Below are 24,516 nucleotides of genomic sequence, written 5' to 3'. Positions count from 1 at the left end.
AAAAGGCCAACCGAACGCTCGGTTGGCCTTTTTTGTAGGCCGGATAAGGCAAAGCCGCCATCCGGCAATCTGCTCCGGGCGCCTGATGGCGCTACGCTTATCAGGCCTACGCTATATTACAGCGCCATATCATGCTGCGGTGAAGCGCTTGCTGGCTGTTCGGCTGGTTTGGCCTGCGCAACCGGTGCTGATGGCATCTCAATCACCGTCGGCTTGGTCAGTTGCAGGGTCGCGGCAGTGTCATCCCAAACCTGCTGCGTCAGCGCGGTATTGCCATTCAGGTTCTGGCCATAGCTTGGGACAATCCCGCGAATTTTGCTCTGCCACTCCGGCGAATTGAACTGCTCAGGGAACAGCTTCTTAATCACATTCAGCGTGATAGGCGCCGCGGTAGAGGCCCCCGGCGATGCGCCAAGCAGTGCGGAAATGGTGCGCTGCTGGTCAACAACCACTTCGGTACCCAGCTTCAGCACGCCGCCTTTGTCGGCATCTTTCTTGATAATCTGCACACGCTGACCGGCCTGAATCAACTTCCAGTCCTCTTTACGCGCTTCTGGGTAGTACTCTTTCAGCGCCGCAAAACGGTCGTCATCGCTCAACATCACCTGGCTAATCAAATATTTCACCAGATCGAAGTTATCCAGACCAACATGGGTCATTGGCATCACGTTGCTGGTTGTGGTGGTGCTCAGCAGGTCGAAGAACGAACCTTGTTTGAGGAATTTGGTGGAGAAGGTCGCGAATGGCCCAAACAGCACCACGCGTTTGCCATCGATAAAGCGCGCATCAATATGCGGCACCGACATCGGCGGCGCGCCTACGGAAGCCTGACCGTAGACTTTTTCCATGTGCTGGCGAGTCACATCCGGGTTTTCGGTCATCAGGAAGGAGCCGCCTACCGGGAATCCTGCGTAGTTATCGGCTTCTGGAATGCCGGTTTTTTGCAGCAGCTTCAGCGCGCCGCCGCCAGCCCCGATAAAGACGTATTTCGCATCGATGGCATGCTGCTTACCGTTTTTAACGTCTTCAATAGTCACGTGCCAAGAGTTATCGCTATTACGTTTGAACTCGGTCACTTCAGAAGAAGTTTGCAGCGTGAAATGCTCATTCTTTTTCAGGCTACCGATCAGCTGACGGGTAATTTCACCGTAGTTGACGTCGGTACCGGCCGAAGTCCAGGTTGCCGCCACTTTCTGCTGCGGGTCGCGACCCGCCATCACCAACGGCGCCCACTGGGCAATTTGCTGATGATCGGTGGAGAATTTCATGCCCTGGAACAGGGTGGTTTTCTGCAGCGCATCGTAGCGTTTGCCGAGATAATCCACGTTCTTATCGCCCCAAACGAAGCTCATGTGCGGCGTAGAATTAATAAAAGCGTGTGGATTGTTGAGGACGCCGCGCTTAACCTGCGCCGACCAGAACTGGCGGGAAATCATAAACTGCTCGTTGATTTCCAGCGCTTTGGTGACGTCGATGCTGCCATCAGGGCGCTCCGGCGTGTAGTTCAGCTCCATGTTGGCGGAGTGACCGGTACCGGCGTTGTTCCAACCGTTTGAGGATTCAAGCGCTACGTTGTCGAGCTTCTCGACCATCACTTGTTTCCAGTCCGGCTGCAGCTCCTGTAGCCAAGTGCCCAGCGATGCACTCATAATCCCGCCACCTATCAGCAGGACGTCCGTTTTTTGGGTGGTATCGGTATTTGCATAGGCGGCTGAATTGACCAGCAGCGCGACTGCAGCCAGAGAGAATAGTTTTTTATTAATTGCAGGCATAATGATGATATTCGCATAGCTTTATCTAATGTGTGCGCTAATAGTAGCGCACTTTTACATTATTTTAAAATATCACCACATCCAACTTAGAATTATTAACATTTATCCCCTCGCTGCTTTTTAAAATTAAAAAAAGCAAACCTATTCTTTGCATGGAAATAAATGCTAATGCACTCTTATTTCGCAGAATGATTAATGCAGGCCAAACTCCGCCATTAATTCTTGGCGAAGGGCGACAAAATCCGCGCTGCTGCGAACGCGAGGACGGGATAGCCCAACCTCGATGGTACGAATTGGATTGCCCTTAATTTTCGGCAGGATCAGCACCCGGTCGGCCAGATAAATGGCCTCTTCCAGATCGTGCGTCACCAGTACCATGGTTATTTTTTCCACCTCGTGGATCCGCGCAAGTTCTTCCTGCATGGTGATTTTAGTCATCGCATCCAGCGCACCCAGCGGCTCATCGAGCAGCAGGATTTCCGGCTGAATGGTCAGGGCGCGGGCAATACCGACTCGCTGAGCCATGCCGCCGGAAAGCTGATTCGGCAACGCCTGTTCACAGTGACTTAAGCCCACCAGCTCAATCGCTTCTTTCGCCCGCTCGCGCGCCTTCTTACGTGGCACCCCCTGCACGTCGAGGCTGAAGCTCACGTTTTCCAGCACCGTCAGCCACGGCAGCAGGCGCGGTTCCTGAAAGATAACCGCCCGCTCACGGCTCATGCCGTGCACCTCTTGGCCGTCAATCACCACATCACCGCCGTCCGGCGTTTCTAGCCCTGCCAGAATGCGGAGCAGCGTGGTTTTACCGCAGCCGCTTGGCCCGACAATAGCGATACTCTGGCCGCTATCAATCTGCAAATTCAGATCGCGAAAAACATCAAACGGTTTCCCCTCAAGGGAGAATGTCTTGCGTAAGCGACGAATCGAAATATCGCCGCGCAGTGCCTGAGTCGATGCGGTCATCATACACCTTCCGTTTTCAGCAAAATGTTTGACGCTTTCAACTGCCCTTTCTGGATAACGCCATCACGTTCGAGGATATCCAGCCAGAACTGAACGTCATGTGGCTCAGCCAGCCCGCCTTTGCGCACGCCATAGCCGGTAAAGTATTTTGCCACCTCGGGATTTTCACCGCGATCTTTAAGGATTTTCGCCATAATTTCGCGGACTTTTTCCGGGTTATCGCGAGCATAGTCCAGCGCGCGTGCTGACTCCGCCACAAAGGTACGCGCCGCATCCGGGTGCTTTTTCACAAAGTCGGCACGCAGCACCGTAAAGCCACCGGCAATCGGCCCCAGCACATCGGCATCGTTAAAAATAGGACGCAGACCGCCGTGACTACGCGCCGCCCCTTCAAACGTTGTCTGCCAATAGCCGAACGCCGCCACATCAACCTGCCCTGAGCGCAGCGTCTGTTCCAGCTGTGGACCCGGTACGGCAACCGGCTTCGCTGCGTTTTCCGGCAGATTTGCTTGATGCAGCGCTTCGCGCAAGACGTAGTCCAGGTGCGCCCCCAGCGTATTCACCGCAACGCTTTTGCCGACTAAATCTTTGATGGATTTAATCGGGCTATCTTCTTTTACGTAGAAAATCGATTTGGTGGTGTCGTTGATCCCGTTGGTTGGATAGGCCGCCACGAAATCGTTGCCGTTGGCAATCGAGTTAATCACCGCCGGCGTTGCCGCCGATCCGATGTCGATGCTGTTTGAAGCCAACGCAAATAAAGACTCCGGGCCACCGCTGGCGTAACCGGCATTTTTAATCGTCACGCCGGTGCCTTTAAAATAACCAAGCGCATCCGCAAGTTCATGCGCAGAAATACCGCCGTAGCTTGCCATATAGCGCATGGTAACTTCCTCTTGAGCCCGCACGGAGGCGCTAATGCCAAAAAGGAACAGTGCCGCAACCCACACAAATTTGATCTGTTTTTTCATTATAAAAATCCTATCAGGCGATATCCGAAAGCGGAAAATAAGGCGCGAAAAATTAATGGTTGCGGCTATTCCAGCGACACAGACGTCGCTGTAAAAACACCAGAATGGCGTTAGCTAATAACCCGGCAAAGGCCAGCAGAAATATGGCGGCAAACATCATCGGGATCTGGAAGTTATATTGCGCGTTGATCACCCGAAAACCGATCCCCTGATTGGCACCGATCATCTCTGCGGCAATCAACAGCAGCAGCGCGGTAGTCGCCGACAGACGCAGCCCAACAAAAATGGAAGGCACGGAAGCGGGAACAATAACCCGGTAGAACAGCGTCAGCCGGCCGGCACCGAAGGTTTTTGCCATTTCTAAGAGCTTCGCATCGACCTCCTTTACCCCGCTGATGGTCGATAGCAGAATCGGAAACAGCGCCGCCCAGAAGATCACGAAGACCTTAGAGGTTTCCCCCAGCCCCAGTAGCAAAATGAAGATTGGGTACAGCGCCAGCGCGGACGTCTGGCGGAACAATTGCAGAATCGGGTCCAGCGCCTGCTCAAGCGGACGAATTTGCCCCATAAACAAGCCAAGCGGGATGCCCACGACAATGGCGGCGAAGAAGGCCAACCCAGCACGCTGCAGGCTAATCGTAATATCGCCCAGCAGCGCACCCTGGGTTATTCCATTCCACAGTGCGGTAAATATTTTATCCAGCGGCGGGATCACCGCCGCATTCAACCATCCCGCGCTGCTGGCTATTTGCCAGCCGGCAAAGAACAGCACCAGCAGGCCGTAGCGGGCAATCAGCGACAGGCTGCGCTGATACCACACTTTGTAAGCTGGCGTCGTCTGGCGACGGGCCTTCAGGCGGATTCGAGTCGTGGTATAGAACATAGAACCTCCTCAAGCCACTTTAGCGTTGCGAACGACGCTGTAGCGGTTGCTGGCAAACGGCAGCCCCAGATTTTCACGCAGCGTGGTGCCTTCATACTGAGTACGGAACAGCCCGCGTTTTTGTAAAATCGGCACCACCAGCTCGATGAAATCATCCAAGCCGCCCGGCAACCACGGCGGCAGCACGTTGAAGCCATCCGCCGCTTCATTCTCAAACCATTCCTGCAGCGTATCGGCCACCTGCTCCGCGCTGCCGATCACCGTGAAGTGCCCGCGAGCGGTCGCCACCCATTGATAAAGCTGACGGATGGTAAAGTTGTTTTCATCCGCTATTTGGCGGATCAGCTCAGGGCGTGACTTCATGCCTTCGGTGACCGGCAGCGGTGGCAGCGGGCCATCAGGATCGAATTTGCTCAGATCGATCCCACCGCCAGCCAGGCCGTTCAGCAGCGCAATACCGTCGGCTTCAACGATAAGTGATGTCAGCTTGTGGTATTTCTCTTTCGCCTCTTCTTCGGTACGGCCTATAAACGGTGCCACACCCGGCATGATCAAAACATGCTCAGGATTACGGCCCACTGCTCTGGCACGTTTTTTGATATCCCGATAGAAGTCCTGCGCGGTTTCCAGATGCTGATGCGAGGTGAAGATCACCTCAGCGGTGGCGGCTGCCAGCGAGCGACCGCTTTCGGACTGCCCTGCTTGGACAATCACCGGCTGGCCCTGCGGAGAACGTGCGATGTTCAGCGGCCCACGAACCTTAAAGAATTTACCGACATGATCGGTGTTGTGCACCTTATTCTTATCGAAGAACTGACCAGAAGCTTTATCGCGCAGGAAGGCATCGTCTTCGAAGCTATCCCACAGTTTTTTCACCACTTCGACATGCTCCGTGGCACGTTGGTAGCGATACTCATGCGGGTGCTGTTGATCGAGGTTGAAGTTGTGTGCGGCGGCTTCTGTCGCGGTCGTTACCACGTTCCAGCCCGCCCGACCGCCGGATATTAAATCCAAGGAGGCGAATTTGCGCGCCAGGTTGTAGGGTTCTTCGTAGGTGGTAGAGGCGGTGGCGATAAAACCGATATTTTTGGTTAACGGGGCCAGCGCGGAAAACAGGGTCACCGGTTCGAAGCCCGCGACTTTCGCCGTGCCACCATCGGTCACTCCCGAGGCGGGGATCGCCAGACCGTCGGCCAAGAAGTAAGCGTCAAATAAGCCGCGTTCGGCGGTCTGCGCCAGCTGCTTATGGAATTCAAAACTGGTTGCGCCATCGGCGGGTTGGTCCGGGTGGCGCCACGCCGCAATATGCTGGCCGCCGCCGGGAAGAAAAGCACCTAACTTGATTTGTCTGCTCATTCTGGTTTTCTCCTGATTCGTTGCCGGGATTTGGGCTGGAACCAAGATAGCCAGAATGAGCCGCCATTCTGAAATAACAATTATTGAGTACGTTATTTACATTTTCGCAATAAGAAATCTGCGCTGTTACAACAATAAGTTATTAGCTATCCGTTTTCACCTCGCCATGCCGTGCGGCAGCTTGAGCCTGCTCGCGCTGCCAAGCCGGAAGTTCTGCCAGTTTCATCCCCTGCGGGACAAGGCCATGTTTCAGGCAGGCAATACGCTGAGAACGGTAGATGCCGGTGTAGCCTGACACCAGATAAGCCACCACGCAGCCCATCGCAGCGTAAATGCCGATATCGGCACCGAAGAGTTCAATCGCCATCAGAGTTGATGCGATAGGCGTGTTGGCCGCTCCGGCAAAAATCGCCACAAAGCCGATTCCGGCAAGAAAGGCGAACGGCAGATGCAGCAGCGGAGCGAGCGCATTGCCCAGCGTCGCGCCGACGTAGAACAGCGGCGTGACCTCTCCACCTTTAAAACCGCTGCCCAAAGAGGTGACGGTAAACGCCAGTTTGCCGAGAAAATCCCACGGAGCCAGCGGGTGCTGGAATGCATCGACAATCACCGGGATACCAAGGCCGATATAGCGATCGGCGTGCAACAGATAGACCGCCGTGACAACAATCACCCCACCAATGAATGGCCGTAGCGGCGGATACGCCACGTGGGTTTTCATGACGCCGCTAATCAGATGTGTTGCTTGGGCAAAGACACGCGCAGCAAGGCCAAAACAGCAGCCGGCAATGATCACCGCGCCCAGCGTCCATACCGACATCTGCGGAATAATCGACATCGCATAATGAGTATGGTGAACGCCCCACATCAGCCCAACTTGGTCTGCGACAATCGCCGCCAGCAGACAGGGGAAAATGGCGGTGTAACGCATGCGCCCGAGCGCCATTACCTCAAGACCAAAAATCGCCCCGGCAAGCGGTGTGCCAAACACCGAGGAAAAACCCGCGCTGACGCCTGTCATCAGCACCATTCGCCGCGCCTCGTCGTTCAGCTTGAGCATCGAGGTAAACTGGTCGGCAAGTGAGGCCCCCATTTGTACCGCCGTGCCTTCACGTCCCACCGATGCGCCGAAGAGATGCGAAATCACCGTGCCCAAAAACACCAGCGGCGCCATTCGCAGCGGGATAACCTTTGCCGGGCTGTGCACCTCTTCGAGGATCAGGTTATTGCCCGCCTCAACATCCCGGCCAAATCGCAGATATACCCACCCCACGGCAAAGCCGGCAAACGGCAGCAGCCAGATTAACCAATGATGTTGCAGACGAGTTGCGGTTGCCCAATCGAGCGAGAAGAGAAAGAGTGCAGAGGCTGAGCCGACTAAAACGGCAATCACCAAGGCCAGCAGCAGCCATTGTAGAATAAAGAAAAGCGTATTTTTACGGGCGAAGTCTTCGAAGAACATTGACGCATCCTTAGATGAATTAATCATCCTGGACGCGGTCGAGGTGTGCCTGTTCATTCCCGGTCCAGGAATATAAACAGGCATCATCAGCCACACGGCGGTTCAAGGGGGTATGCCATCCCCTGTGGGAGAATGTTAGCACACGAACCGTTTCAGCTAACAGTCCGTCAGGCGTTTATTTTAGGGTTTCTAGGGGGAACGGACGGTCTTGGACCACCGTTTTCATCACCAACGTCGAACGCAGATGCTGTACGCCCGGCATCGCCGACAGCTTCTGATCGTAAAGCTTCTGGAATGCGGGCAGATCGCGCGTTACCACCTGCATTAAATAGTCTGGATCGCCAAACAGTCGTTGGGCCAGCACAATTTGCGGGATCTCTTCTACCGCTTCTTCAAACGCGCTGACCGCTTTTTTATCCCCCTCTTTTAGGGTGGCAAAAACCAAAGCGACAAAATTAAAGCCCATTTTGCCCGGGTCGAGGTTGGCACGATAGCCAGCGATAACCCCTTCTTGTTCCAGCGCCCGTAAGCGGCGATGGCACGGAGAAAGGCTTAAATTGACCCGCTCTGCCAGCTCGGTAATAGATAAGCGCCCATCCGCCTGCAGCTCAGCAAGAATTTTTCTGTCAATGCTATCCATTTAGAAGATTCTCTCATTTTACACCGGCTTTCAGCATAACATTGAAAGCTCATTGCGCTGTATTCCCGATATTCTTTCGTTATCTAAATATGGGAAACACTGTGGGCAACGTGATGAAAGATAAGGGAGTATATAGATAATGGAAATGAGTCTGGTGATGGGATTCTGGCTGGTTTCATTTCTACTGATTATGACCCCCGGCGCGGATTGGGCTTACACCATTAGCGCGGGGATCCACGGAAGGAGCATTGTGCCAGCCGTAGCGGGGCTGATGTCGGGCCATCTGCTGGCTACGTTTGTGGTCGTTGCAGGCTTAGGCGTGTTGATTGCCGGACATCCGCTTGCGCTGTCGGCAATTACGCTGCTGGGGGCATGTTATCTTCTGTGGCTCGGCATTTCGCTTCTGCGCCACCCGGCGACGGTTTCTAGCGCTGTGCAGCTAAACGGCGGCTGGGATCGGTGGGCGTTGAAAGGATTGTGTATCAGCGGGCTAAATCCAAAGGTGTTTCTTCTGTTTTTGGCGTTACTGCCCCAGTTTACCGATCCCCACGGTCAGTGGCCGGTAGCGATGCAAATGTCGGCGCTCGGGCTGATGCATCTTATTACCTGCACAATTATCTATTTACTGGTGGGTTATGGTTCACGGGCGCTGCTGGCGAGCCGTCCACAGGCGGCCAAAACGGTCAGCCGAATATCGGGAGGGTTAATGGTGTTCATTGCGGCGCTGCTGCTGATTGAACAAATCCGCTAATAATAAGCTGCGCCAGCCAACGCTGGCGCAGAGATTCAGGCGCGAATATCGTCGTATTCGCGAGTGTTATCAAACTCGTGCTTGGCGAACGGACACAGTGGGATAATTTTACGCTGCTCTTGACGCATCTTCGCCACCACTTTTGCCACCAGTTTTTTGCCCACGCCCTGTCCTTTCAGGCTTTCATCGACATCGGTATGCTCAATGATGCTCAGATGCTCTCCGGTCGGGACGAACACAATCTCGGCAACCTGGTTACCGTCTGCGTCATTGACGTAAAACTTGTTATGGCCTTCAAGAATTTCCATAGGTTCTCACTTATTATGCTGACGGTATTTAAGTGCCCCGCTCGGGCAGGTATCAATCACGCGCACCACTGTGGCAACGTCAACTTCATCCGGGATAATCCACGGTTTACGTTTCAGGTTGAACAGCTTACTGCTGCCGCGCACGCAGTTGCCGGAGTGCTGACAAATTGACGTATTGAAGTAGACGTCAATCTTCTCCCCGGTATAGACGCGAAAACCCGCATCCTGTAGTTCCTTATCCATGACATTGCCTCTATTTTTTATATATGTTCGAGACTAAGCATAGACCTCCCGCCGATGAAAATCGTCAATCATTTCACCGTCACCTCGTTGCGAATTCGCTTTTGAAACTCGGTGGACTGAGCTGAAAACTTCTGTAGCTTATCGTTGAGCTCGGTAATCACACGCTGGCCGTCACTTGAACGTCCATAGAGGTAGTCAAAATAGACCGTACAGTCCGCGGTCTTGCACAGACGGGCATAGTCATCTTGTAAATGTGGGAAATAGATGAAAATTAGCGCCTTAATCTTTGAGTGCAGGTGGGTGTTATCGCCATTGATGCTCGCTTTCGTGCCGCGGTATTCCGCATCCTGCTTTTTCTTTATCTTGGCGATAAAGAAATTAATGCTGGCGATACGGTGAGTGTGCCACTCAATTTCCATGGCTAACAGTTCTTCATATTTCTGCAGCGTTTTCTGATGTTTTTCCTCCTCGCGTTTTAGCTCAAATTCATTCAGCATTTTTTTCTCTATTTTCATTTCGGTGCGCATGATGAGAAACCATCCGCAGCCCAAGAGCAGAAAACAGAAGATGAGAAGTAATAAAACAATCGTAGCGCTACCCATACACAAACCTCTTCGAGAAGATGAAAACAGATGACTTCGAGTAAGAGCGACACAACTGCGTCGTAATATTAAAAATATTATTTGTGATTTATCGCAAGGTAGAAGGGAGAGAACCCCGGCAAGTTCGCCGGGGAAGCTCCAAAAACGGATGGGATTAGAAGGAGTAAGCTACACCAACACGGAAACGGGTCTGGCGGTCATCACGGTCGCTGACGCCCACGTTGCCCACTTCACCATACGGTGCCCAGTTTTTGTCGATTTTATACGCCACTTTCACGTTGTATTCCTGAGAATACGGCTTGCTGTTGTTACGGTCGTTACCTTCCGTACTGCGCGCATAAACGTAATTCAACTCGGTACGCCAGTCACCGAATACGTAGCCCGCCCATGCATCACCACGGTTGACTTTGTCATCATCTTTATTGGCATTAGATGGGTAACGGGTGTAGTCGTAACGATAACGCGCGGCCACATAGAAGCCATTATCAAAGCTATATTGCACGCGCAGGTTTGGCTTATAGATAGAACGGCTGTCGTTACTTTCGATGTTAAAGCCAGGCTGCACAGAGAAGTTTTTGTTGAACTTATACTGGTAGCTAATCGACTCTTCATGACCATTACCAATAAAGTCTGCATACGGCTTATCGGTATTATCACCACCGGATTTCCACTTCGCTTCAACCGAGAAACCAAAGCCATTTGCAAAACGGTGAGAGACCGAAACACGGTCGGCGTTAGTTTTATCTGTTTTACCGCCATCAATAAATTCATGACGTAAATCAACAGTTACTGCGGATGCAGCAAAAGACGCGCCGCATAAAGCCATCATGACCAGAGATTTTTTAAACATTCAATAACCCTCAATTGGAATCATGTTTCATTTTTATGAAACTGCATTTTATTTTTTAAAGAAGGTTATTTTAGTGATCGAGATCGTAAAGATTTATTTCAAAGGTGAGTGAGACAGAACGACGTGACGCGGCTCAAGTAAAAAGCTCTTCAAACAGCCCAAATAATGGTCAAGATCACACCATAGATTAATTTACACTTCGCTTACATAACTTTAGATAAAAAATATTGTCATTTAAAATCAATGATATAAGGCAACATAATAACATGAGTTACTTTTTATTGATTAATAATTCAGCACGCCAACAATATTGATTGCAAGAATTAACTAAAGAAAAAATGCATATTTGAAACATATCTTCACTTCTGATTAGTGGTCATCAGCCGTCATTTCTGCTTCAAATTTTCAGAACGAACTTGCATCTGGACAAAACATCCGCGCTATCGTTTTGAGGTTAATTTCTGTTTATGAATGCCGAGGATGGCTTGCTGGAGAATGTGGAGCGCCAACGCATGCTCCAACCGGAGCATGCGTTTCTTATCGTTTGATGCGGTCTTAGTCCGGCGAGGATATCGCAGCGGAAATATCAATGGCGGGATCGTCAACTTTGTACGGCTTCAGGCTTAAGCCGAAGTCGTTACTGTCTGGAACACCGTCGAAGAGATCGTAGGGCTGGATTTGTTCAGCATGAATTCCCATCCAGTTCGCCAAACCATTCACAAACATTAATCCCGATTTTTGAGAAGTAACAACTTTTCGTTCACGATCGTCCGATGAAATTTTGACGAGTGGAATATCATGGTGATATCGGCTGACATAACTGTTATTAAGCTGAATCACGCCGTCAATATCACGATGCGCCATGCCATGATCGGAAAAATAGATCATTGAAAAACTGCGCCCATGACTATTACGTGAAATAACGGTATGCAGATCTTCTAGGAATTTATCAGTTTGTTTGATGCTGGACACATAGCAGGCAATGTAAGAGTCAGCCTTATTGGTCACAGTAATCGGGTTTTTCATGTCTTTGATACGATCGCAAGCATGCGGATGAGAGCCCATCGTATGAATCACAAACAACCGTCGTTTCGCGGTGCTGCGCTTGATAATTGGCTTGAGGGTTCTCAGCAAAACAAAATCTGAGACATTCAGCTCATTATATCCCTGGAATTTGGTGAAATAGCTCTTATCGCTTTTTTTCGCAATCGCCGATATTGGTGTATCCCATTTGCCAAACTGCCCTTGGTTTGAGATCCAATAGGTGCTAAACCCGGCCTTATTCGCTAGGCCAATTAAATTGCGATTATAATTGGGTTCCCACGTATTGGTATTTGCCAGCGTGAGCATGAGCCGTAACGAGCCAATGGTGTAAGTCCCTGCTGATTCCATGCCGTTGACAATGACGCCCTTGGTTGAATCGAGGAACGGCGTGTTTTTTACCGGATAGCCGTAGGCATGAAAGTAGTCACGCCGCGCGCTTTCACCAATCACCAGATAATAGTCATCATATTGCGTTTTATCCGTTTGCTTCGCGCCAAGCCAATCATTTGTGTTCACATAACTGTCGAGCTCACGGTTTTCTTTATTGACCTTCTCTACCGATGCTTTCGTTTCATTCAAAAATAAGAAAGCCCCAGACGAGAAAAATGAGAGCACGGCAAAACACACAACGAACAGCTTGTTACTGCAAGGCTTGATGCTAAACCGCAATGCAATACGATGAAGGACAAAAGGCGCCACCAGCAGTAGCAACGTATAAACATATGCCTTAACTGGAATTAATCGGAAAAATTCCAATGATTCACCAACAGAGGTTGCCGATAATGATGTGACATATTGGTAGGTCGGATAGCCATATGTCAGACCGATAGGTGCATACAGCGTCAGGAGTATAAAAAAGGGGATCGCGAAAATAAATGTTCTTTTCGACGTAAATAGGAAAGAACACAGACCACATAATAACAGGACATTAACAATTTGCGGATGCCCATCTCCAGTAGCACGTAATAAAAAACGTGAGTAGAGATACAGCGCTGTGAAGAAAAAAATAACGATAGCGTTTTTTTTATATTGAGTAGACATATTTGATAGTGAATTGCTGCGAGCGGCGGATTGTACTCCCAGAGCAATTCATCATCAACCGATTGGGAATTTTCTTAGCAAAAAACCTTATAAATGGTAGTTTTATCACCGTTTTTGCGATGGAAAAGAAATAATCCCATTCATTAAAATTAGCAGCCATATTATTTTCATGGATATTAGTTTGGTGGCGGATATGAATGCTGGCAAAGTGTATTGACGATACGACTATGACTTTTTATCCCCGTATGGAGGTAGACCGCTTTTCCCTCATGAACCCAAAAACTGCCTCCCGCTTGCGCCTGTTCATTAAATAGCGTTGCCCCAGGGTACATTTCTCGTAAATTGCCGCTGCTAAGGCCAAACCATTGCCGTGAAAACGTTCTGAACGCCTGAGTCGTTAACAAGTTACCGCCAAGACGTTCGCAGTGTTGACGCGCCGAAGAGGCGTTGGCATCGATAATGCCGTCTCCCGTCACCCACGTTTTCACGTGAAAAGAAAAAGTCTGCGTTCGTCCCGTTTTACGATTGTGTGCCACCAGCGTATTGGCCCGTTCATTCGCTTTCGGCTGTCTTATCATTTTCAGCGTAACTCTGCCCTCATGATGAGGTTTTATCTCAAGCCAATTACGGCTAGCGCGAAATGTCAGATCATTGAGATTGAGAAACTTACTGTTGCTGCTCATTGTTACCGTTGCGCCAACAAATCCTGACGACAGTATTTCTGCCGTGCGGTAGCCCGGCATGCTTGGAGAATGAAAGCTGATCCGCTGGAAATAATCGACGTCAGTGGCCGATTTTTCATTTCCGAGTGCAGCGGGCGGTGAAAGAAGCAACAATATGGCAGTCGAGAAAAGCAGCGATTTCATTTTTAACCATTCAGCAAGTCATTACGTGGAGGCGATGCTTGCAGAGTAAAGCCTTTGTCAGGGTTTTAAAGCTAATTTACACGTTCTGAACGAATGATCTATCCCATTAAAAAAAAACACAAAACTGACAAAAAACAACCGATGAGAGCGACTGCCCTCTTACCTGCGCTGTACTCGACACCTAATAATATACAAAACCCTTATTCTCTCTTTACATTAATTCACTATTTGCGTGGCTAAAATAGACCGCCATTAATTTCATCGCCTTAATAACCATTGTATGTACAAGCTTATTATGGATTATCTAATTAACCACTAAATTTATATGGCCATTACTATTCGATATTTTATGCCAGATAGCGAGCCGCTAATCAGGCCTCTATTTTTATTCAATGCCAGAGGTGAAAACCTATGCAGCAAAAGTTACTGATCGGCCGCATCGACCAGCTTGCTTGGAACGGTATATTTCTCAAGCAAGGTGATAGCAAACAGTTTATAGAACTTCCCGCTGCTATCTTGCCGCACGTTGAAATTGGGCAAAGCGTGCGTCTTTTATTACGAAGAAATCATCTGGTGCGGGTCTTTAATGTCTCCACCAACCAATTATATGAATCGGATTTTTTTGCTAATAAGCCCATACAGCGAAAATATCAGATCGTCCTATTTTTAGCCGTCGCTGCCGTTTGCGGGATCCCGGCGGTGGGTGCGCTGTTGGGCCTAGTGCTCATTGCCGCGCTTATCGGAACCACTTTCAGGCGCAGTGAGGCCGGTGCCTTACAGGTCGCGATGGTCAGCACCGTTACGGCATTACTTTATGTCGGAATTGGCGGCTATCTACTGATGACGGGACAGTTTTTATTGGCTTTCGTGGTTTGCACCACGCTGGTTTTCGGTGCATTTCTTTATGCGAGAACCATCAGAACAAAAGAGGCTTTGCTACTGAATCAAACGATAGTGAATGCCGCTGACGTTTAGCTGTCACGCTTAACAGACCTCAACCCCGCATAACGGTGTTGGGGTCTGTCCGGCACGGCTACGTTTGAAGATGAATAAACGCTATTTGATATAAGAGTCCAATACCTTCAACACCACGTCTAGGTCTTCTTCTCTTTTTATTTCATCACCTTGATGCACGATATGTTCGGTCAAATGGCCTTTAATTACTTCACGCATCAAACCATTTACCGCACCACGTATTGCCGCAATCTGTTGAAGCACTGCAGCACATTCATGTGGCTCATCCAGCATTTTTTTTAGCGCGACCACCTGCCCTTGAATCTTACTGGCTCGGGCCTGAAGCTTCTTTTTATCCCGGATTGTATGTGACACGGTGGGCCCTCCATTTTCGTAACGGTGCTCAGTATAGAGTTAATGATCTACTGGGGGGTAGTATTGCATACTGGGGGGGAGTAGAATTCATCCACTTAATATACAATCAAGAACTATTCTCATGAATGAGTTTTCAATACTACTTCAGCAGGGCAACGCTTGGTTCTTTATACCCAGTGCCATCTTATTGGGCGCTTTACATGGTCTGGAACCCGGCCATTCCAAAACCATGATGGCAGCCTTTATCATCGCGATAAAAGGCACCGTGCGTCAGGCGGTCATGCTTGGGCTTGCGGCAACGGCATCGCACACGGCAGTCGTCTGGTTAATTGCCTTTGGCGGCATGTACGTGAGTAATAAATTCACGGCGGAATATGCCGAACCGTGGTTACAACTGATCTCCGCTATCATCATTCTTTCTACAGCTTTTTGGATGTTCTGGCGCACATGGCGCGGGGAAAAAAACTGGCTGGAAGAGATGCAGGAAAGCAAAGGCCATCACCACGATGAGGCTCAGATCATCGACACCGGGCATGGCAAAGTAGAACTGTCTATCTTTGAAGAAGGTCAACTCCCACACTGGCGCTTACGCACGCTCAGCGGTACTAAATGGGAAGCCTGCGATGCCTCTCTAATCACCCTGCGAGACCCAGGAACATTATCGCAGGCCTTTGACTTTATAGACAAAGGTGATTATTTAGAATCACAATCACCCGTCCCAGAACCTCATAGTTTTCGTGCTCGCCTGACGCTCGGCCACCGCGGGCATGTCCATGATTATGATGTTGAGTTTCATGAACACGATCATGACCATTCGGCACTGGAAGGTTTGGATGTCACCTCGAAGGAATATCAGGACGCCCATGAGCTGGCCCATGCTAACGATATTCAACACCGCTTCAACGGGCGAGAAGTGACTAACTGGCAAATCCTGTTATTTGGTCTGACCGGGGGGCTAATTCCCTGCCCCGCGGCAATCACCGTACTGCTCATTTGTATCCAACTTAAAGCCTTAACGCTGGGTGCTACATTGGTGATTTGTTTCAGTATTGGGCTGGCATTAACGCTTGTCACCGTTGGCGTGGGGGCAGCAGTCAGCGTGCGCCAGGTAGCTAAACGCTGGAGTGGTTTTAGCCGTATAGCGAGGAGAGCACCTTACTTTTCAAGTGCGTTGATAGGTCTTGTCGGGCTTTACATGGGGATTCATGGCGTTATTGGAATCGCGGGTTAATTTCGGCCCCAGCCTCTGCCGTTTTATTTCAGATTCGCGCTCAAGGCAGATTTGAGCGCGTTTTCCGAACCAAATCACACTTTTCCATCTAACCAATACCCATGTTAAAACCGTGTGTTATCATTCACCTCGCAAATACCTTTCAACTCTACCCGAGGCTTTGATGCTGGAGAATGTAATCATCCGATAATCAGCTTACCGACCTTTTCAGGCCGGACTGATTATCAATGCGCCGAAATCGAATGCGGACACCGCTGTGTGTTTGCACGTTTTGCACATGATGATTAAACAGGTTTTCCAGTATGAATTTATCCCGTCAGGAACAACGTACCTTACACGTTCTCGCCAAAGGTGGCCGTATTGCGCACGTCCGCGATGCGTCTGGCCGCGTCACCGCCGTTGAATGCTACACCCGCGAAGGGCTGTTGCTCAGCGACTGCACCCTCGCCACCTTCAAAAAACTCAAAACCAAAAAACTTATCAAGTCCGTTAACGGTCAGCCGTACCGCATCAACACTACCGGGCTGAACAACGTTCGCGCACAGCTTGATAACCGCTAAGGAGAGCATGATGGATATCAGCACCCTTATTTCCGCATCCCGACACATCCGGCTATCAGCGGAGGAAAGCAAAATCCCGTGGGATGAACCGGCCTTCAGCCAGCGCATGCTGGCGAACCATTTGTCGCAGGATCACGACTGGGCCAGCCGCAGGCTAGAGGTCATCGAGCAGCAGGTGGCGTGGATCGCAAGCCAGCTATCACCTGGCGCACGCATCCTCGATCTCGGCTGCGGTCCCGGCTTTTATGCCCACCGCTTAGCGGAGCGCGGATTTCACTGCGTCGGCGTGGATTTCTCACCGGCATCGGTGAACTGGGCCCGTCAGCAGGCGCAGAATGCCGGTTTGAATATCGAATATATTCAGCAGGATATCCGCACATACTCGCCAACTCAGCCGTTCGATTTCATCATGATGACGTTCGGTGAACTGAATGTGTTTAGCACAGCGGATGTACGTGCCCTCGTTAGCCGCTGCGCGCAGTGGCTGATGCCTAGCGGAAGACTGCTTATTGAAGTCCATACTTTCGACGAAGTTAAGCGTCAAGGAATGGCTGAAGCAAGCTGGCAACGCTGCCCGGATGGGCTGTTTCTGGATGTTCCGCATCTACTGCTGACGGAACATCGCTGGGATGGAGAAGCCCAGACCAGCTCGACGCAGTTCTGGGCCATAGAGGCAAACGGTCACACCACCCGTTTCGGCAGCCAGATGACGGCCTGGCGGGATGAAGCTTACGCCAGCCTGCTCGAAAATAGCGGGTTTACCCTGCTTCCGCCGCCTGAAAGCCACGACTGGCCAGTCAGCGAGACATTTGAAGGAAAGTTGTTTGCTCTGCTGGCCGAAAAAGCAAAAACCTCAGAGGAACGTCCTCTTAATACTCAACGCAATAAAAGGAATTCCGCATTGGATATCCCACGTATTTTTACCATCAGTGAAAGTGAACACCGTATCCACAACCCGTTCACCGAAGAGAAGTACGCTACGCTGGGCCGCGTGCTGCGCATGAAGCCGGATACCCGCATTCTTGATCTTGGCAGCGGCTCGGGCGAGATGCTCTGTACTTGGGCCCGGGAGCACGCCATTACCGGTGTCGGCATCGATATGAGCCAGTTGTTCAGCGAGCAGGCCAAACGCCGCGCGGAAGAACTCGGCGTCAGCAGACGGGTTCAGTTCATACATGACGACGCTGCCGGATATGTGGCAGAAGAAAAATGCGATGTGGCTGCCTGCGTCGGTGCGACATGGATTGCCGGCGGATTTGCCGGGACAGTCGAACTGCTGGCACAAAGTCTGAAACCGGGCGGGATCATGCTTATCGGTGAACCTTACTGGCGTCAACTACCGGCGACGGACGAGATAGCCCAAGCCTGTGGCGTTAGCGCAATAGCGGATTTCCTCACACTGCCAGGGCTTGTCAGCGCGTTCGACGACCTCGGCTACGACGTGGTGGAAATGGTGCTAGCAGATCAGGAAGGCTGGGACCGGTATGAGGCCGCAAAATGGCTGACTATGCGCCGTTGGCTGGAAGCCAACCCTGACGACGACTTCGCGACGGAAATTAGGGCTGAGCTAAACATCTCGCCGAAACGCCACGTAACCTACGCGCGGGAATACTTTGGCTGGGGCGTGTTCGCGCTCATCAGCAGGTAACAACAGGTTACCGGTATTTCTGACTGGAGATACCGGGACTTCGTCTTTGCTTTGATCTGATGCATCACCTGCACATTACATATTCAGTATGTTTATTAATCAGGACATCACCATAAGGAGCATCATATGTCACAACATGAACAGTTCTGTCAGGCTTGCGGAATGCCAATGTCGGCACCCGATGCACACAGTGCCAGCGATCAATATTGCGCGTACTGCAGCGACAGCAACGGCAACCTTAAACCCTGGGAAGAAGCGGTATCAGGTTTAGCCAGCTTCCTTGATTCCTGGCAAAAAGTCGGCCCGGAAGAAGCACAGAAGCGCGCAAAACGTTATCTGACGGCAATGCCCGCCTGGGCTCATAAAGCGGACGAGTGATTTGAGCTGATTATCTACACTCCCCCTAAATCCATTAAGGAGAGCCAATGTTTTCTGACATTATGCTTGGAACCAATGACCTGCAACGCGCCATTATATTCTACGATCCGCTGATGGATATGCTGGGGTATGCCCGTGGCGGCAGGAATGAGGACATCGCATAGTGGGACGTTTTCAACGGCAACCACACGGCGGCACTGGGGATCGGCAGACCTTTTGATAAACAGGCGACCGGAAATGGTGCGATGGTCGCCCTGATTGCGCGCTCTGCCGAACATATTCAGCCGCTTCACGCGCTCGCTTTAAACCGCGGCGGCACGGACGAGGGAGCACTTAGCCTGCGCCCGCATTACGACGAAGGTTTCTACAGCGCCTATTAAGAGGCAAATCAGATGCCGTAGAAAATACGGTAGCAGCTCATGTTACAGTCAGAGCGACATGTGAAACATAGCAAGTTTTACCATATCGCCTTTTTAATACAGGCAGATGGTTATGAATAATTTAGCGTCACAACCCGAGCTTTAATTATCTTATTTTTAAAGCTGACGGTGACATTTTTAATTGTAGAGATAATACTGGCACCTTGTTTACTGTGACAGATATGTTCAACACCAAACGTCACTGCCTGCTCCACACATTGTTGCCTTGCCGATGCTGCATTATCCACCACCGCCCCAGAAAAATGAATTTTTCCCGCATATACTGGAGCGTTAAATAAGAACATTATAGAAGCAGCAATGCTTAATATGTTTTTCATTGTATCAGCCTCAATCTTAACAGGATAAACAACATACTACTTACAATACATCTTTATTCAAGAGAGAATGTTCAAATAAAAAAACATTTAATTTCAACTCTTCATATGACGATAAACCAAATAAAATAAATGGTTTCATTTTCAATTAACCAACATATTGTTATCATTCAGGTGATTTGAATTGTATACTCAGAAAATTCCGATGTGTTTGCGCATTGCTATTCGAGAAAAAGCACCAGCACTTTACCACTGGTGAGAGCATGCATATTGTGCCGAGGTAGAATTATCGGCAATGATTTTTTAGAGCCGTTGGCAATACCATTGTGCAACCCGTATGCCGCTATCCTCGCCGTTACTCTTCAAAGCTTTTAGTGAAGCACTCAAGCTTTTAGGTAGACTTGATCATCCAGCCAGGCGATAGGTTAACGAGTCAGTCACGAGATGATGGGGATGCGGAGGGGAAAATGATTCTTTGCCCGTCACATTGTGACGTCTACAGTAAGGTAATCTCTTTCTTATTTACCACGATGATCTGCTGCGCAACCATCGTATCAAGCGCCCGCGCCAGCGTTGATTGTGAAATCCCCAGTAGTTGCCCTAACTCTTTCTTGCTCAGAGGAAGTTCAAGATCGTGACAGTCAAAGCCATATTCTTTACGCATATCTGCCATTAGTTGGATGAAATCACTCACTTTCTGTAGCCCGTCGAGTTTTAGTAGCACGCTGATGAACTGCTGCTTTTCTTTAGCGGAGCGCGAGAGAATACGAATAATAAGGTTAGTAAAGTCTGGAGTAATCTGGCTAAGCTGATAAAAGTGGCGGTTTTGTAGCTCGCAAACTTCTACCTCAGTGGCTGCCTGAATGCTGTATTGATAGTGGCTGGCAAAGAGCTCATCCGCGCCCATAACCTGGCCTGGAAAGACAATGCCTTGCAGTGAATTTTGCGCATCGTAAATCTTAGCAATACCGCTTCGCAGCGCATACAATGCGTCAACCGGCGAGCCGCTTTGATAAATATACTCGTTTTTGGCCACTCTTTTTTTGCGTGACAGATCGTTAATAAACATCGGCTCCTGACGGTCGAAAAGATATGACCCGCAAGCGTCTGCAAAGCTACATTTGGCGCAACTAACGCAATTTGTTTTTTTTGTCGCTTGCTGCACAAGCACTTCCTTGTATTGTTGAATAGCCATCAGGATTGAATTACGCAATTCATCAGCGGCGATAGCGCATTGCCGATGGTGATAAAATTATTATCATTTTTCCTTATATACATAGAATACTCGCCATCGAGGAAGAAAATTTTAATGGCAAGCGGAGATAATTCGGCTGGAACGTTATCATGGGCCATCGTTTCCTGAGAAATAACCTTCACTCGGTAGGAATTGTCTTTGATGTTGGTGTAGGTGAACTTGACGTAACGGGATAAGGTATAATTATTGCCATGGTAACCCATATCACCGGATAAATTAAATTGTCCGGTTTTGTTTTTTGACATTTCAAACGCCATATTGCCCTTGAAACTGAAAGCATTACTGTCGGTATGATCGGTGTAAGTGAAGTTCGCAAAGCAACGGTCATCTAAATAGGATGAAGAATGATCCATCCATCCCCAAAAAAACGTCCCCACTAGGGTGGCTATCACCGCAGACAGTATTAGCGCAAACTTCATTTCATTCCCCAATTAAATGCGTAATGGTTTTCACAATAGGTCAGTGCGCCGTCCTCTGGATCCAAAGAGCACAGTGAATAAAAAATGCGCCCACGGCTGCCGTAAAACACGCTTGGCTGAATATTCACCATCAACTGTATCGGATGTTTAAGGCATTTCTCATTTAGATTGGGTTCGACAGCTCGCAGCACTTCCAGTATCCGTTTCCGCGTATCCGCTGAAAGACGTCCGTAGGTGCTGATAGTGCATTTTTCTAAGTTACCCATGAACGCCAGATTGGAATAGCGTTCATTCGTCTGCGAGGGATACCAGACCCACAGGTTAGCAATGAGAAGCACAATCACAATAAAGACGGCGAACGCATATTTTAACGGTGAGGACTTCTTTGGCGTATAGACCTGACCAGGCATCTCGTTGGCCTCATCCATACGCCGAACGTCGATATCCGCAGAAAAGAAAAAGCCCACTTTCGGAACCACAATAATCGATTCCTCAATATCAGTTAACGAAGTGAGCGTTTTGCGCAAAATGCTAATGTACTGATTTAACGATGAGCTTGAGCTAACGTGGCCCACGGACTCCCATACCTGTTCAAGCAGATACTGGCGTTCAAGTACTTCACCGGGCGAGGCGATAAGCAGTGACAGAATTCGGTTAGCCGTATGCGTGAGTTTTTTGCTTTCAATAAGCCCGCTATCAGGAATGTTCAGCTCTCCGCTTTCCGTATCGTAAACGACTTTATTGGCGATCAAATATTTCATTTTTGGTTCTTACAGAGTTAATACATCGCGACAAGTGGCTTCACAGTTGCAATATTATGGTCCAGTAATGCCACGATGTCCCTATCCAACCTATATTTTGCAGCCTCTTCACGGAGGATGGTCAGCGCTTTCTCACTCTGCATGCCTTGTCGGTAAGGGCGGTTCTCTGTCATGGCGGTAAAAACATCCGCGACGGCGAGAATGCGCGAAGGGATATCGAGCGAGGCTGCCCCAAGCCTGAAAGGGTAGCCGCTACCATCGAGTCGCTCGTGATGGTTCGCCGCCCAGTGCAAAATGTTGCCAAGCTCTGGAATCGGGTTAAGCATTACCAGCGTTTTGTAACTGTGCTGTTTCATCATGGCGTACTCGTCGTTTTCGAGTTTGCCCTTTTTTTCTAGGATATTGAGTGGCGTAAAAAGCTTGCCGATATCGTGCAGGTAGCCCGCGATACAGATTTTTTCCTGCATATCGCAATCGTAGCCGTACAGTTCGGCTAAGCGCGCGGCGACATGGGCCACGCTGGTGCTATGGGTGCGAGTAAAGCTGCTGTATTTATCCACAATTCTGGAAATCAGCTGGCATACCTCCAGAAGGTCATGGTGATCGAGCATGTTATCGTGTAACGGACTGATGGCGTTCAGTACCTGAGGGAGCATGGGGTTGCTAAGCCGGAACCAGAAACCGTCCTCGTTGCCGGACTCCTTTAGCGCCTCCACCAACTTTTCGGGCCACTGTTCGGGTTGTTGGAAAAACTGCGTCATAATCTGTTCGCGCTGGGCAATAAAATCGCCTTTAATACTGCGCAGAAAAAGTTCAAACGTGTCCGCCATATGCACCAAATGGTGTATCAGCGGCAGATTTTCGTCGTTAGCATCCGACCACTCCACGTGGTGATTTTCAAGAACCGGCGTAACGGGGTCGAGGAAACGGATCCCCGATGTCATCGATCCTCCCAGCTGTTCATGGTCCTTGAGAAAGTCTTCGCTGTCGACGGTGAGCCTAGTGCGACCTTTGCCGAGCGCGCCAATGTCATGAAGCATAGCGGCCAGAAATGCCGTGCTGACGGACTCTTGATCGAGCCGGGTATGACGGCTCAAATAATAGGTGATAATCGCCGTTCTTTGTAAGTGATTAACCAGATCCGCAGAAACTGGAATAATAATATTATGTAATAAGTTAAGCACGGTCTGAACTGATATTTTCATGGCAACCTTTCACGAAATCAAAAAAATAGATAAATAATTATTTAATCGTAACCAAGCATGATTTGTGCCGTTGCCACAACTGTGCCGGTGCTTAGCGCGGACGCGTTGTAGACTTTGTAATAGGCATGAAGATAAACATATTGGATTTCCTGAATATCATCATCTTTGGCGATATCAAGAATTTGCGTCGCATTTTCCATATCATTGCTGCTGGATATTCTAACTTCTTCATAATCACCCAAAACATAGCGACTGCGAATGGCAATACCGACACCGCCGGCAGTTGTTTCATCATTAACCATGATTTGATAGCTGGAATCAGTGGTGATCAGATCGTTGCTGGATAACCAGGCCTTAACACTCCGGGTCGCCGTTTTGACCCCTGCGAGGTTGCCGCATTTTAAGGGGATAGTGAAATCAGCCCCATTGGCCTTACCGTTTATTTTCAGAGTGTTCAGTGACGCTGGCGGTAATTTTACCGTCATATTATGCGTCATATTGCAGGTGGTCTCTTTAGGCTCAAACTGAATCGTCAGTTTCTCGTAGGCGAGAAAATAATCGGCATCCCAGCTTTTGCGGGCGGTATCCGACATCATATTGTTCCAGGCGCGATAGGCGTAAGTCTTACTGGATAGAAAAGGGGTAGAGGAGCCTGAACCGGTGCCGCTCATCACCGCGGGAATCACACTCAACGCGCCGTTATAAGTGGTCTTGGTATAGGTAGACACTCCGGTTGGTGGAGTGGTCAACAACTCTGCACGCACGGTATATTGCGTCTGGTAGGCAATCGAATGAATGCCAACGATACCGCTGACGGTAACTTTGGTATTACCGATGATTTCCGACGTTACTTTAATCCAATAGCTGTTCTCACCATCAGTGCTATTAAAGTTCAGGTAAACCGGGTTGCTATTGAAACCAGTGAAATAATAGAGGTGATCCTGCAACAGCCCGCCAATACCGACGTTACCATAAACGCAGGTCATACTGCCTGACCAGCTTGTGGTATAGGTTTTCTCGACGACATTCGATGCCATAAACTCGGTAGAAAGATTTAACGATTTATCCGCTTCGGCAACGCTGTTAAAGAGAATGCCACTATTCCGACAGGTATCGCCAGTTATCGCTCGGGCCTGAGCGTCTGCAGCCGCATTGGCGTAATGCAGTGGGAAAAATATCAAACTGAAAACAGCCATGATAATAAATAAGGATTTGTTCATCTTG

Annotated in this window: 26 protein-coding genes, 1 pseudogene and 1 riboswitch; of the genes and pseudogenes, 7 read left to right on the top strand and 20 right to left on the bottom strand. The window is 49.6% G+C overall.

Going from position 1 to position 24,516, the window contains the following annotated elements:
- Positions 1 to 116: 116 nt before the first annotated feature.
- The 7 genes from mqo to AB4K05_RS02305 all read right to left on the bottom strand — a co-directional run bounded on the left by mqo (position 117) and on the right by AB4K05_RS02305 (position 8,047).
- A complete protein-coding gene (gene mqo, locus AB4K05_RS02335; RefSeq protein ID WP_368478407.1) occupies positions 117 to 1,772 on the bottom strand; it encodes a malate dehydrogenase (quinone) in 1,656 nt (551 codons plus the stop codon).
- Between the two features lie 192 nt (positions 1,773 to 1,964).
- Positions 1,965 to 2,738, bottom strand: a complete 774-nt coding sequence (locus AB4K05_RS02330; RefSeq protein WP_368478406.1) for an ABC transporter ATP-binding protein — start codon at positions 2,736 to 2,738, stop codon at positions 1,965 to 1,967.
- A complete protein-coding gene (locus tag AB4K05_RS02325) occupies positions 2,735 to 3,706 on the bottom strand; it encodes an ABC transporter substrate-binding protein (protein ID WP_368478405.1) in 972 nt (323 codons plus the stop codon). Before AB4K05_RS02325 ends, AB4K05_RS02330 begins: the two co-directional genes overlap by 4 nt.
- A gap of 52 nt (positions 3,707 to 3,758) precedes the next feature.
- Entirely contained in the window at positions 3,759 to 4,589 is an 831-nt protein-coding gene (locus tag AB4K05_RS02320) for an ABC transporter permease (RefSeq protein ID WP_368478404.1), read from the bottom strand.
- A 9-nt stretch (positions 4,590 to 4,598) separates the two neighbouring features.
- Positions 4,599 to 5,945: an LLM class flavin-dependent oxidoreductase gene (locus tag AB4K05_RS02315; RefSeq protein WP_368478403.1), complete on the bottom strand. Its 1,347-nt coding sequence runs from the start codon at positions 5,943 to 5,945 to the stop codon at positions 4,599 to 4,601.
- Between the two features lie 142 nt (positions 5,946 to 6,087).
- Positions 6,088 to 7,407 (bottom strand): voltage-gated chloride channel family protein, encoded by a 1,320-nt coding sequence (locus AB4K05_RS02310; RefSeq protein ID WP_368478402.1) that lies wholly within the window; start codon positions 7,405 to 7,407, stop codon positions 6,088 to 6,090.
- 70 nt (positions 7,408 to 7,477) lie between these two features.
- Positions 7,478 to 7,539: riboswitch (Fluoride riboswitch) on the bottom strand.
- Positions 7,540 to 7,582: 43 nt separating this feature from the next.
- A complete protein-coding gene (locus AB4K05_RS02305; RefSeq protein WP_368478401.1) occupies positions 7,583 to 8,047 on the bottom strand; it encodes an Lrp/AsnC family transcriptional regulator in 465 nt (154 codons plus the stop codon).
- A gap of 139 nt (positions 8,048 to 8,186) precedes the next feature.
- On the opposite strand from AB4K05_RS02305, the gene AB4K05_RS02300 reads away from it, so the two are divergent.
- Positions 8,187 to 8,798 (top strand): LysE family translocator, encoded by a 612-nt coding sequence (locus AB4K05_RS02300; protein WP_368478400.1) that lies wholly within the window; start codon positions 8,187 to 8,189, stop codon positions 8,796 to 8,798.
- Positions 8,799 to 8,833: 35 nt separating this feature from the next.
- On the opposite strand, the gene AB4K05_RS02295 is transcribed toward AB4K05_RS02300, so the two are convergent.
- The 6 genes from AB4K05_RS02295 to AB4K05_RS02270 form a co-directional block, all read right to left on the bottom strand.
- Positions 8,834 to 9,106: a GNAT family N-acetyltransferase gene (locus AB4K05_RS02295; RefSeq protein ID WP_368478399.1), complete on the bottom strand. Its 273-nt coding sequence runs from the start codon at positions 9,104 to 9,106 to the stop codon at positions 8,834 to 8,836.
- 6 nt (positions 9,107 to 9,112) lie between these two features.
- The gene (yjdI, locus tag AB4K05_RS02290; protein ID WP_368478398.1) at positions 9,113 to 9,349 is read right to left on the bottom strand and encodes a 4Fe-4S mono-cluster protein YjdI; all 237 of its coding nucleotides are present in this window, start codon (positions 9,347 to 9,349) and stop codon (positions 9,113 to 9,115) included.
- 68 nt (positions 9,350 to 9,417) lie between these two features.
- Entirely contained in the window at positions 9,418 to 9,846 is a 429-nt protein-coding gene (locus AB4K05_RS02285; protein WP_368478397.1) for a hypothetical protein, read from the bottom strand.
- A 259-nt stretch (positions 9,847 to 10,105) separates the two neighbouring features.
- Positions 10,106 to 10,801 carry a porin gene (locus AB4K05_RS02280; protein WP_368478396.1) on the bottom strand — a complete coding sequence of 232 codons (696 nt, stop codon included), beginning with the start codon at positions 10,799 to 10,801 and terminating at the stop codon, positions 10,106 to 10,108.
- Between the two features lie 555 nt (positions 10,802 to 11,356).
- Positions 11,357 to 12,886 carry a phosphoethanolamine transferase gene (locus tag AB4K05_RS02275; RefSeq protein WP_368478395.1) on the bottom strand — a complete coding sequence of 510 codons (1,530 nt, stop codon included), beginning with the start codon at positions 12,884 to 12,886 and terminating at the stop codon, positions 11,357 to 11,359.
- A gap of 176 nt (positions 12,887 to 13,062) precedes the next feature.
- The gene (locus AB4K05_RS02270; RefSeq protein WP_368478394.1) at positions 13,063 to 13,752 is read right to left on the bottom strand and encodes a hypothetical protein; all 690 of its coding nucleotides are present in this window, start codon (positions 13,750 to 13,752) and stop codon (positions 13,063 to 13,065) included.
- Between the two features lie 411 nt (positions 13,753 to 14,163).
- Between AB4K05_RS02270 and AB4K05_RS02265 the strand changes: the two genes are divergently transcribed.
- Positions 14,164 to 14,727 (top strand): hypothetical protein, encoded by a 564-nt coding sequence (locus tag AB4K05_RS02265; RefSeq protein WP_368478393.1) that lies wholly within the window; start codon positions 14,164 to 14,166, stop codon positions 14,725 to 14,727.
- Positions 14,728 to 14,808: 81 nt separating this feature from the next.
- Here AB4K05_RS02265 and rcnR read toward each other — a convergent pair whose 3' ends face one another.
- Positions 14,809 to 15,081, bottom strand: a complete 273-nt coding sequence (gene rcnR, locus AB4K05_RS02260; RefSeq protein ID WP_368478392.1) for a Ni(II)/Co(II)-binding transcriptional repressor RcnR — start codon at positions 15,079 to 15,081, stop codon at positions 14,809 to 14,811.
- Positions 15,082 to 15,202: 121 nt separating this feature from the next.
- On the opposite strand from rcnR, the gene AB4K05_RS02255 reads away from it, so the two are divergent.
- The 5 genes and pseudogenes from AB4K05_RS02255 to AB4K05_RS02235 all read left to right on the top strand — a co-directional run bounded on the left by AB4K05_RS02255 (position 15,203) and on the right by AB4K05_RS02235 (position 19,278).
- Complete coding sequence (locus tag AB4K05_RS02255) at positions 15,203 to 16,312, top strand: nickel/cobalt efflux protein RcnA (RefSeq protein WP_368478391.1); 1,110 nt, start codon at positions 15,203 to 15,205, stop codon at positions 16,310 to 16,312.
- 302 nt (positions 16,313 to 16,614) lie between these two features.
- On the top strand, positions 16,615 to 16,872 hold the full coding sequence (locus tag AB4K05_RS02250; protein WP_368478390.1) for a YjhX family toxin: 258 nt from the start codon (positions 16,615 to 16,617) through the stop codon (positions 16,870 to 16,872).
- Between the two features lie 7 nt (positions 16,873 to 16,879).
- Positions 16,880 to 18,520: a methyltransferase domain-containing protein gene (locus AB4K05_RS02245; RefSeq protein ID WP_368478389.1), complete on the top strand. Its 1,641-nt coding sequence runs from the start codon at positions 16,880 to 16,882 to the stop codon at positions 18,518 to 18,520.
- A gap of 126 nt (positions 18,521 to 18,646) precedes the next feature.
- Complete coding sequence (locus AB4K05_RS02240; protein ID WP_063163721.1) at positions 18,647 to 18,898, top strand: zinc ribbon domain-containing protein; 252 nt, start codon at positions 18,647 to 18,649, stop codon at positions 18,896 to 18,898.
- Positions 18,899 to 18,945: 47 nt separating this feature from the next.
- Positions 18,946 to 19,278, top strand: a pseudogene (locus tag AB4K05_RS02235) (VOC family protein).
- A gap of 110 nt (positions 19,279 to 19,388) precedes the next feature.
- Here AB4K05_RS02235 and AB4K05_RS02230 read toward each other — a convergent pair.
- From AB4K05_RS02230 to AB4K05_RS02205, 6 genes are all read right to left on the bottom strand, one after another.
- Complete coding sequence (locus AB4K05_RS02230; protein WP_368478388.1) at positions 19,389 to 19,655, bottom strand: hypothetical protein; 267 nt, start codon at positions 19,653 to 19,655, stop codon at positions 19,389 to 19,391.
- A gap of 493 nt (positions 19,656 to 20,148) precedes the next feature.
- Positions 20,149 to 20,721 (bottom strand): Crp/Fnr family transcriptional regulator, encoded by a 573-nt coding sequence (locus AB4K05_RS02225; RefSeq protein WP_368478387.1) that lies wholly within the window; start codon positions 20,719 to 20,721, stop codon positions 20,149 to 20,151.
- Positions 20,722 to 20,846: 125 nt separating this feature from the next.
- Positions 20,847 to 21,326, bottom strand: coding sequence for a hypothetical protein (locus AB4K05_RS02220; protein WP_368478386.1), 480 nt, complete (start codon positions 21,324 to 21,326; stop codon positions 20,847 to 20,849).
- Positions 21,323 to 22,087, bottom strand: coding sequence for a transcriptional regulator (locus tag AB4K05_RS02215; protein WP_368478385.1), 765 nt, complete (start codon positions 22,085 to 22,087; stop codon positions 21,323 to 21,325). The genes AB4K05_RS02220 and AB4K05_RS02215 overlap by 4 nt, the downstream gene beginning before the upstream one ends.
- 17 nt (positions 22,088 to 22,104) lie before the next feature.
- On the bottom strand, positions 22,105 to 23,292 hold the full coding sequence (locus AB4K05_RS02210) for an HD domain-containing phosphohydrolase (RefSeq protein ID WP_368478384.1): 1,188 nt from the start codon (positions 23,290 to 23,292) through the stop codon (positions 22,105 to 22,107).
- 41 nt (positions 23,293 to 23,333) lie between these two features.
- On the bottom strand, positions 23,334 to 24,512 hold the full coding sequence (locus AB4K05_RS02205) for a fimbrial protein (protein ID WP_368478383.1): 1,179 nt from the start codon (positions 24,510 to 24,512) through the stop codon (positions 23,334 to 23,336).
- Positions 24,513 to 24,516: the final 4 nt, after the last annotated feature.

Source organism: Kluyvera sp. STS39-E (assembly GCF_040932435.1).
In the GTDB taxonomy this organism is placed as follows: Bacteria; Pseudomonadota; Gammaproteobacteria; order Enterobacterales; family Enterobacteriaceae; genus Kluyvera.
Note: the sequence above shows the minus strand (reverse complement) of the source record. Positions and strands in the feature narration are given on the sequence as shown.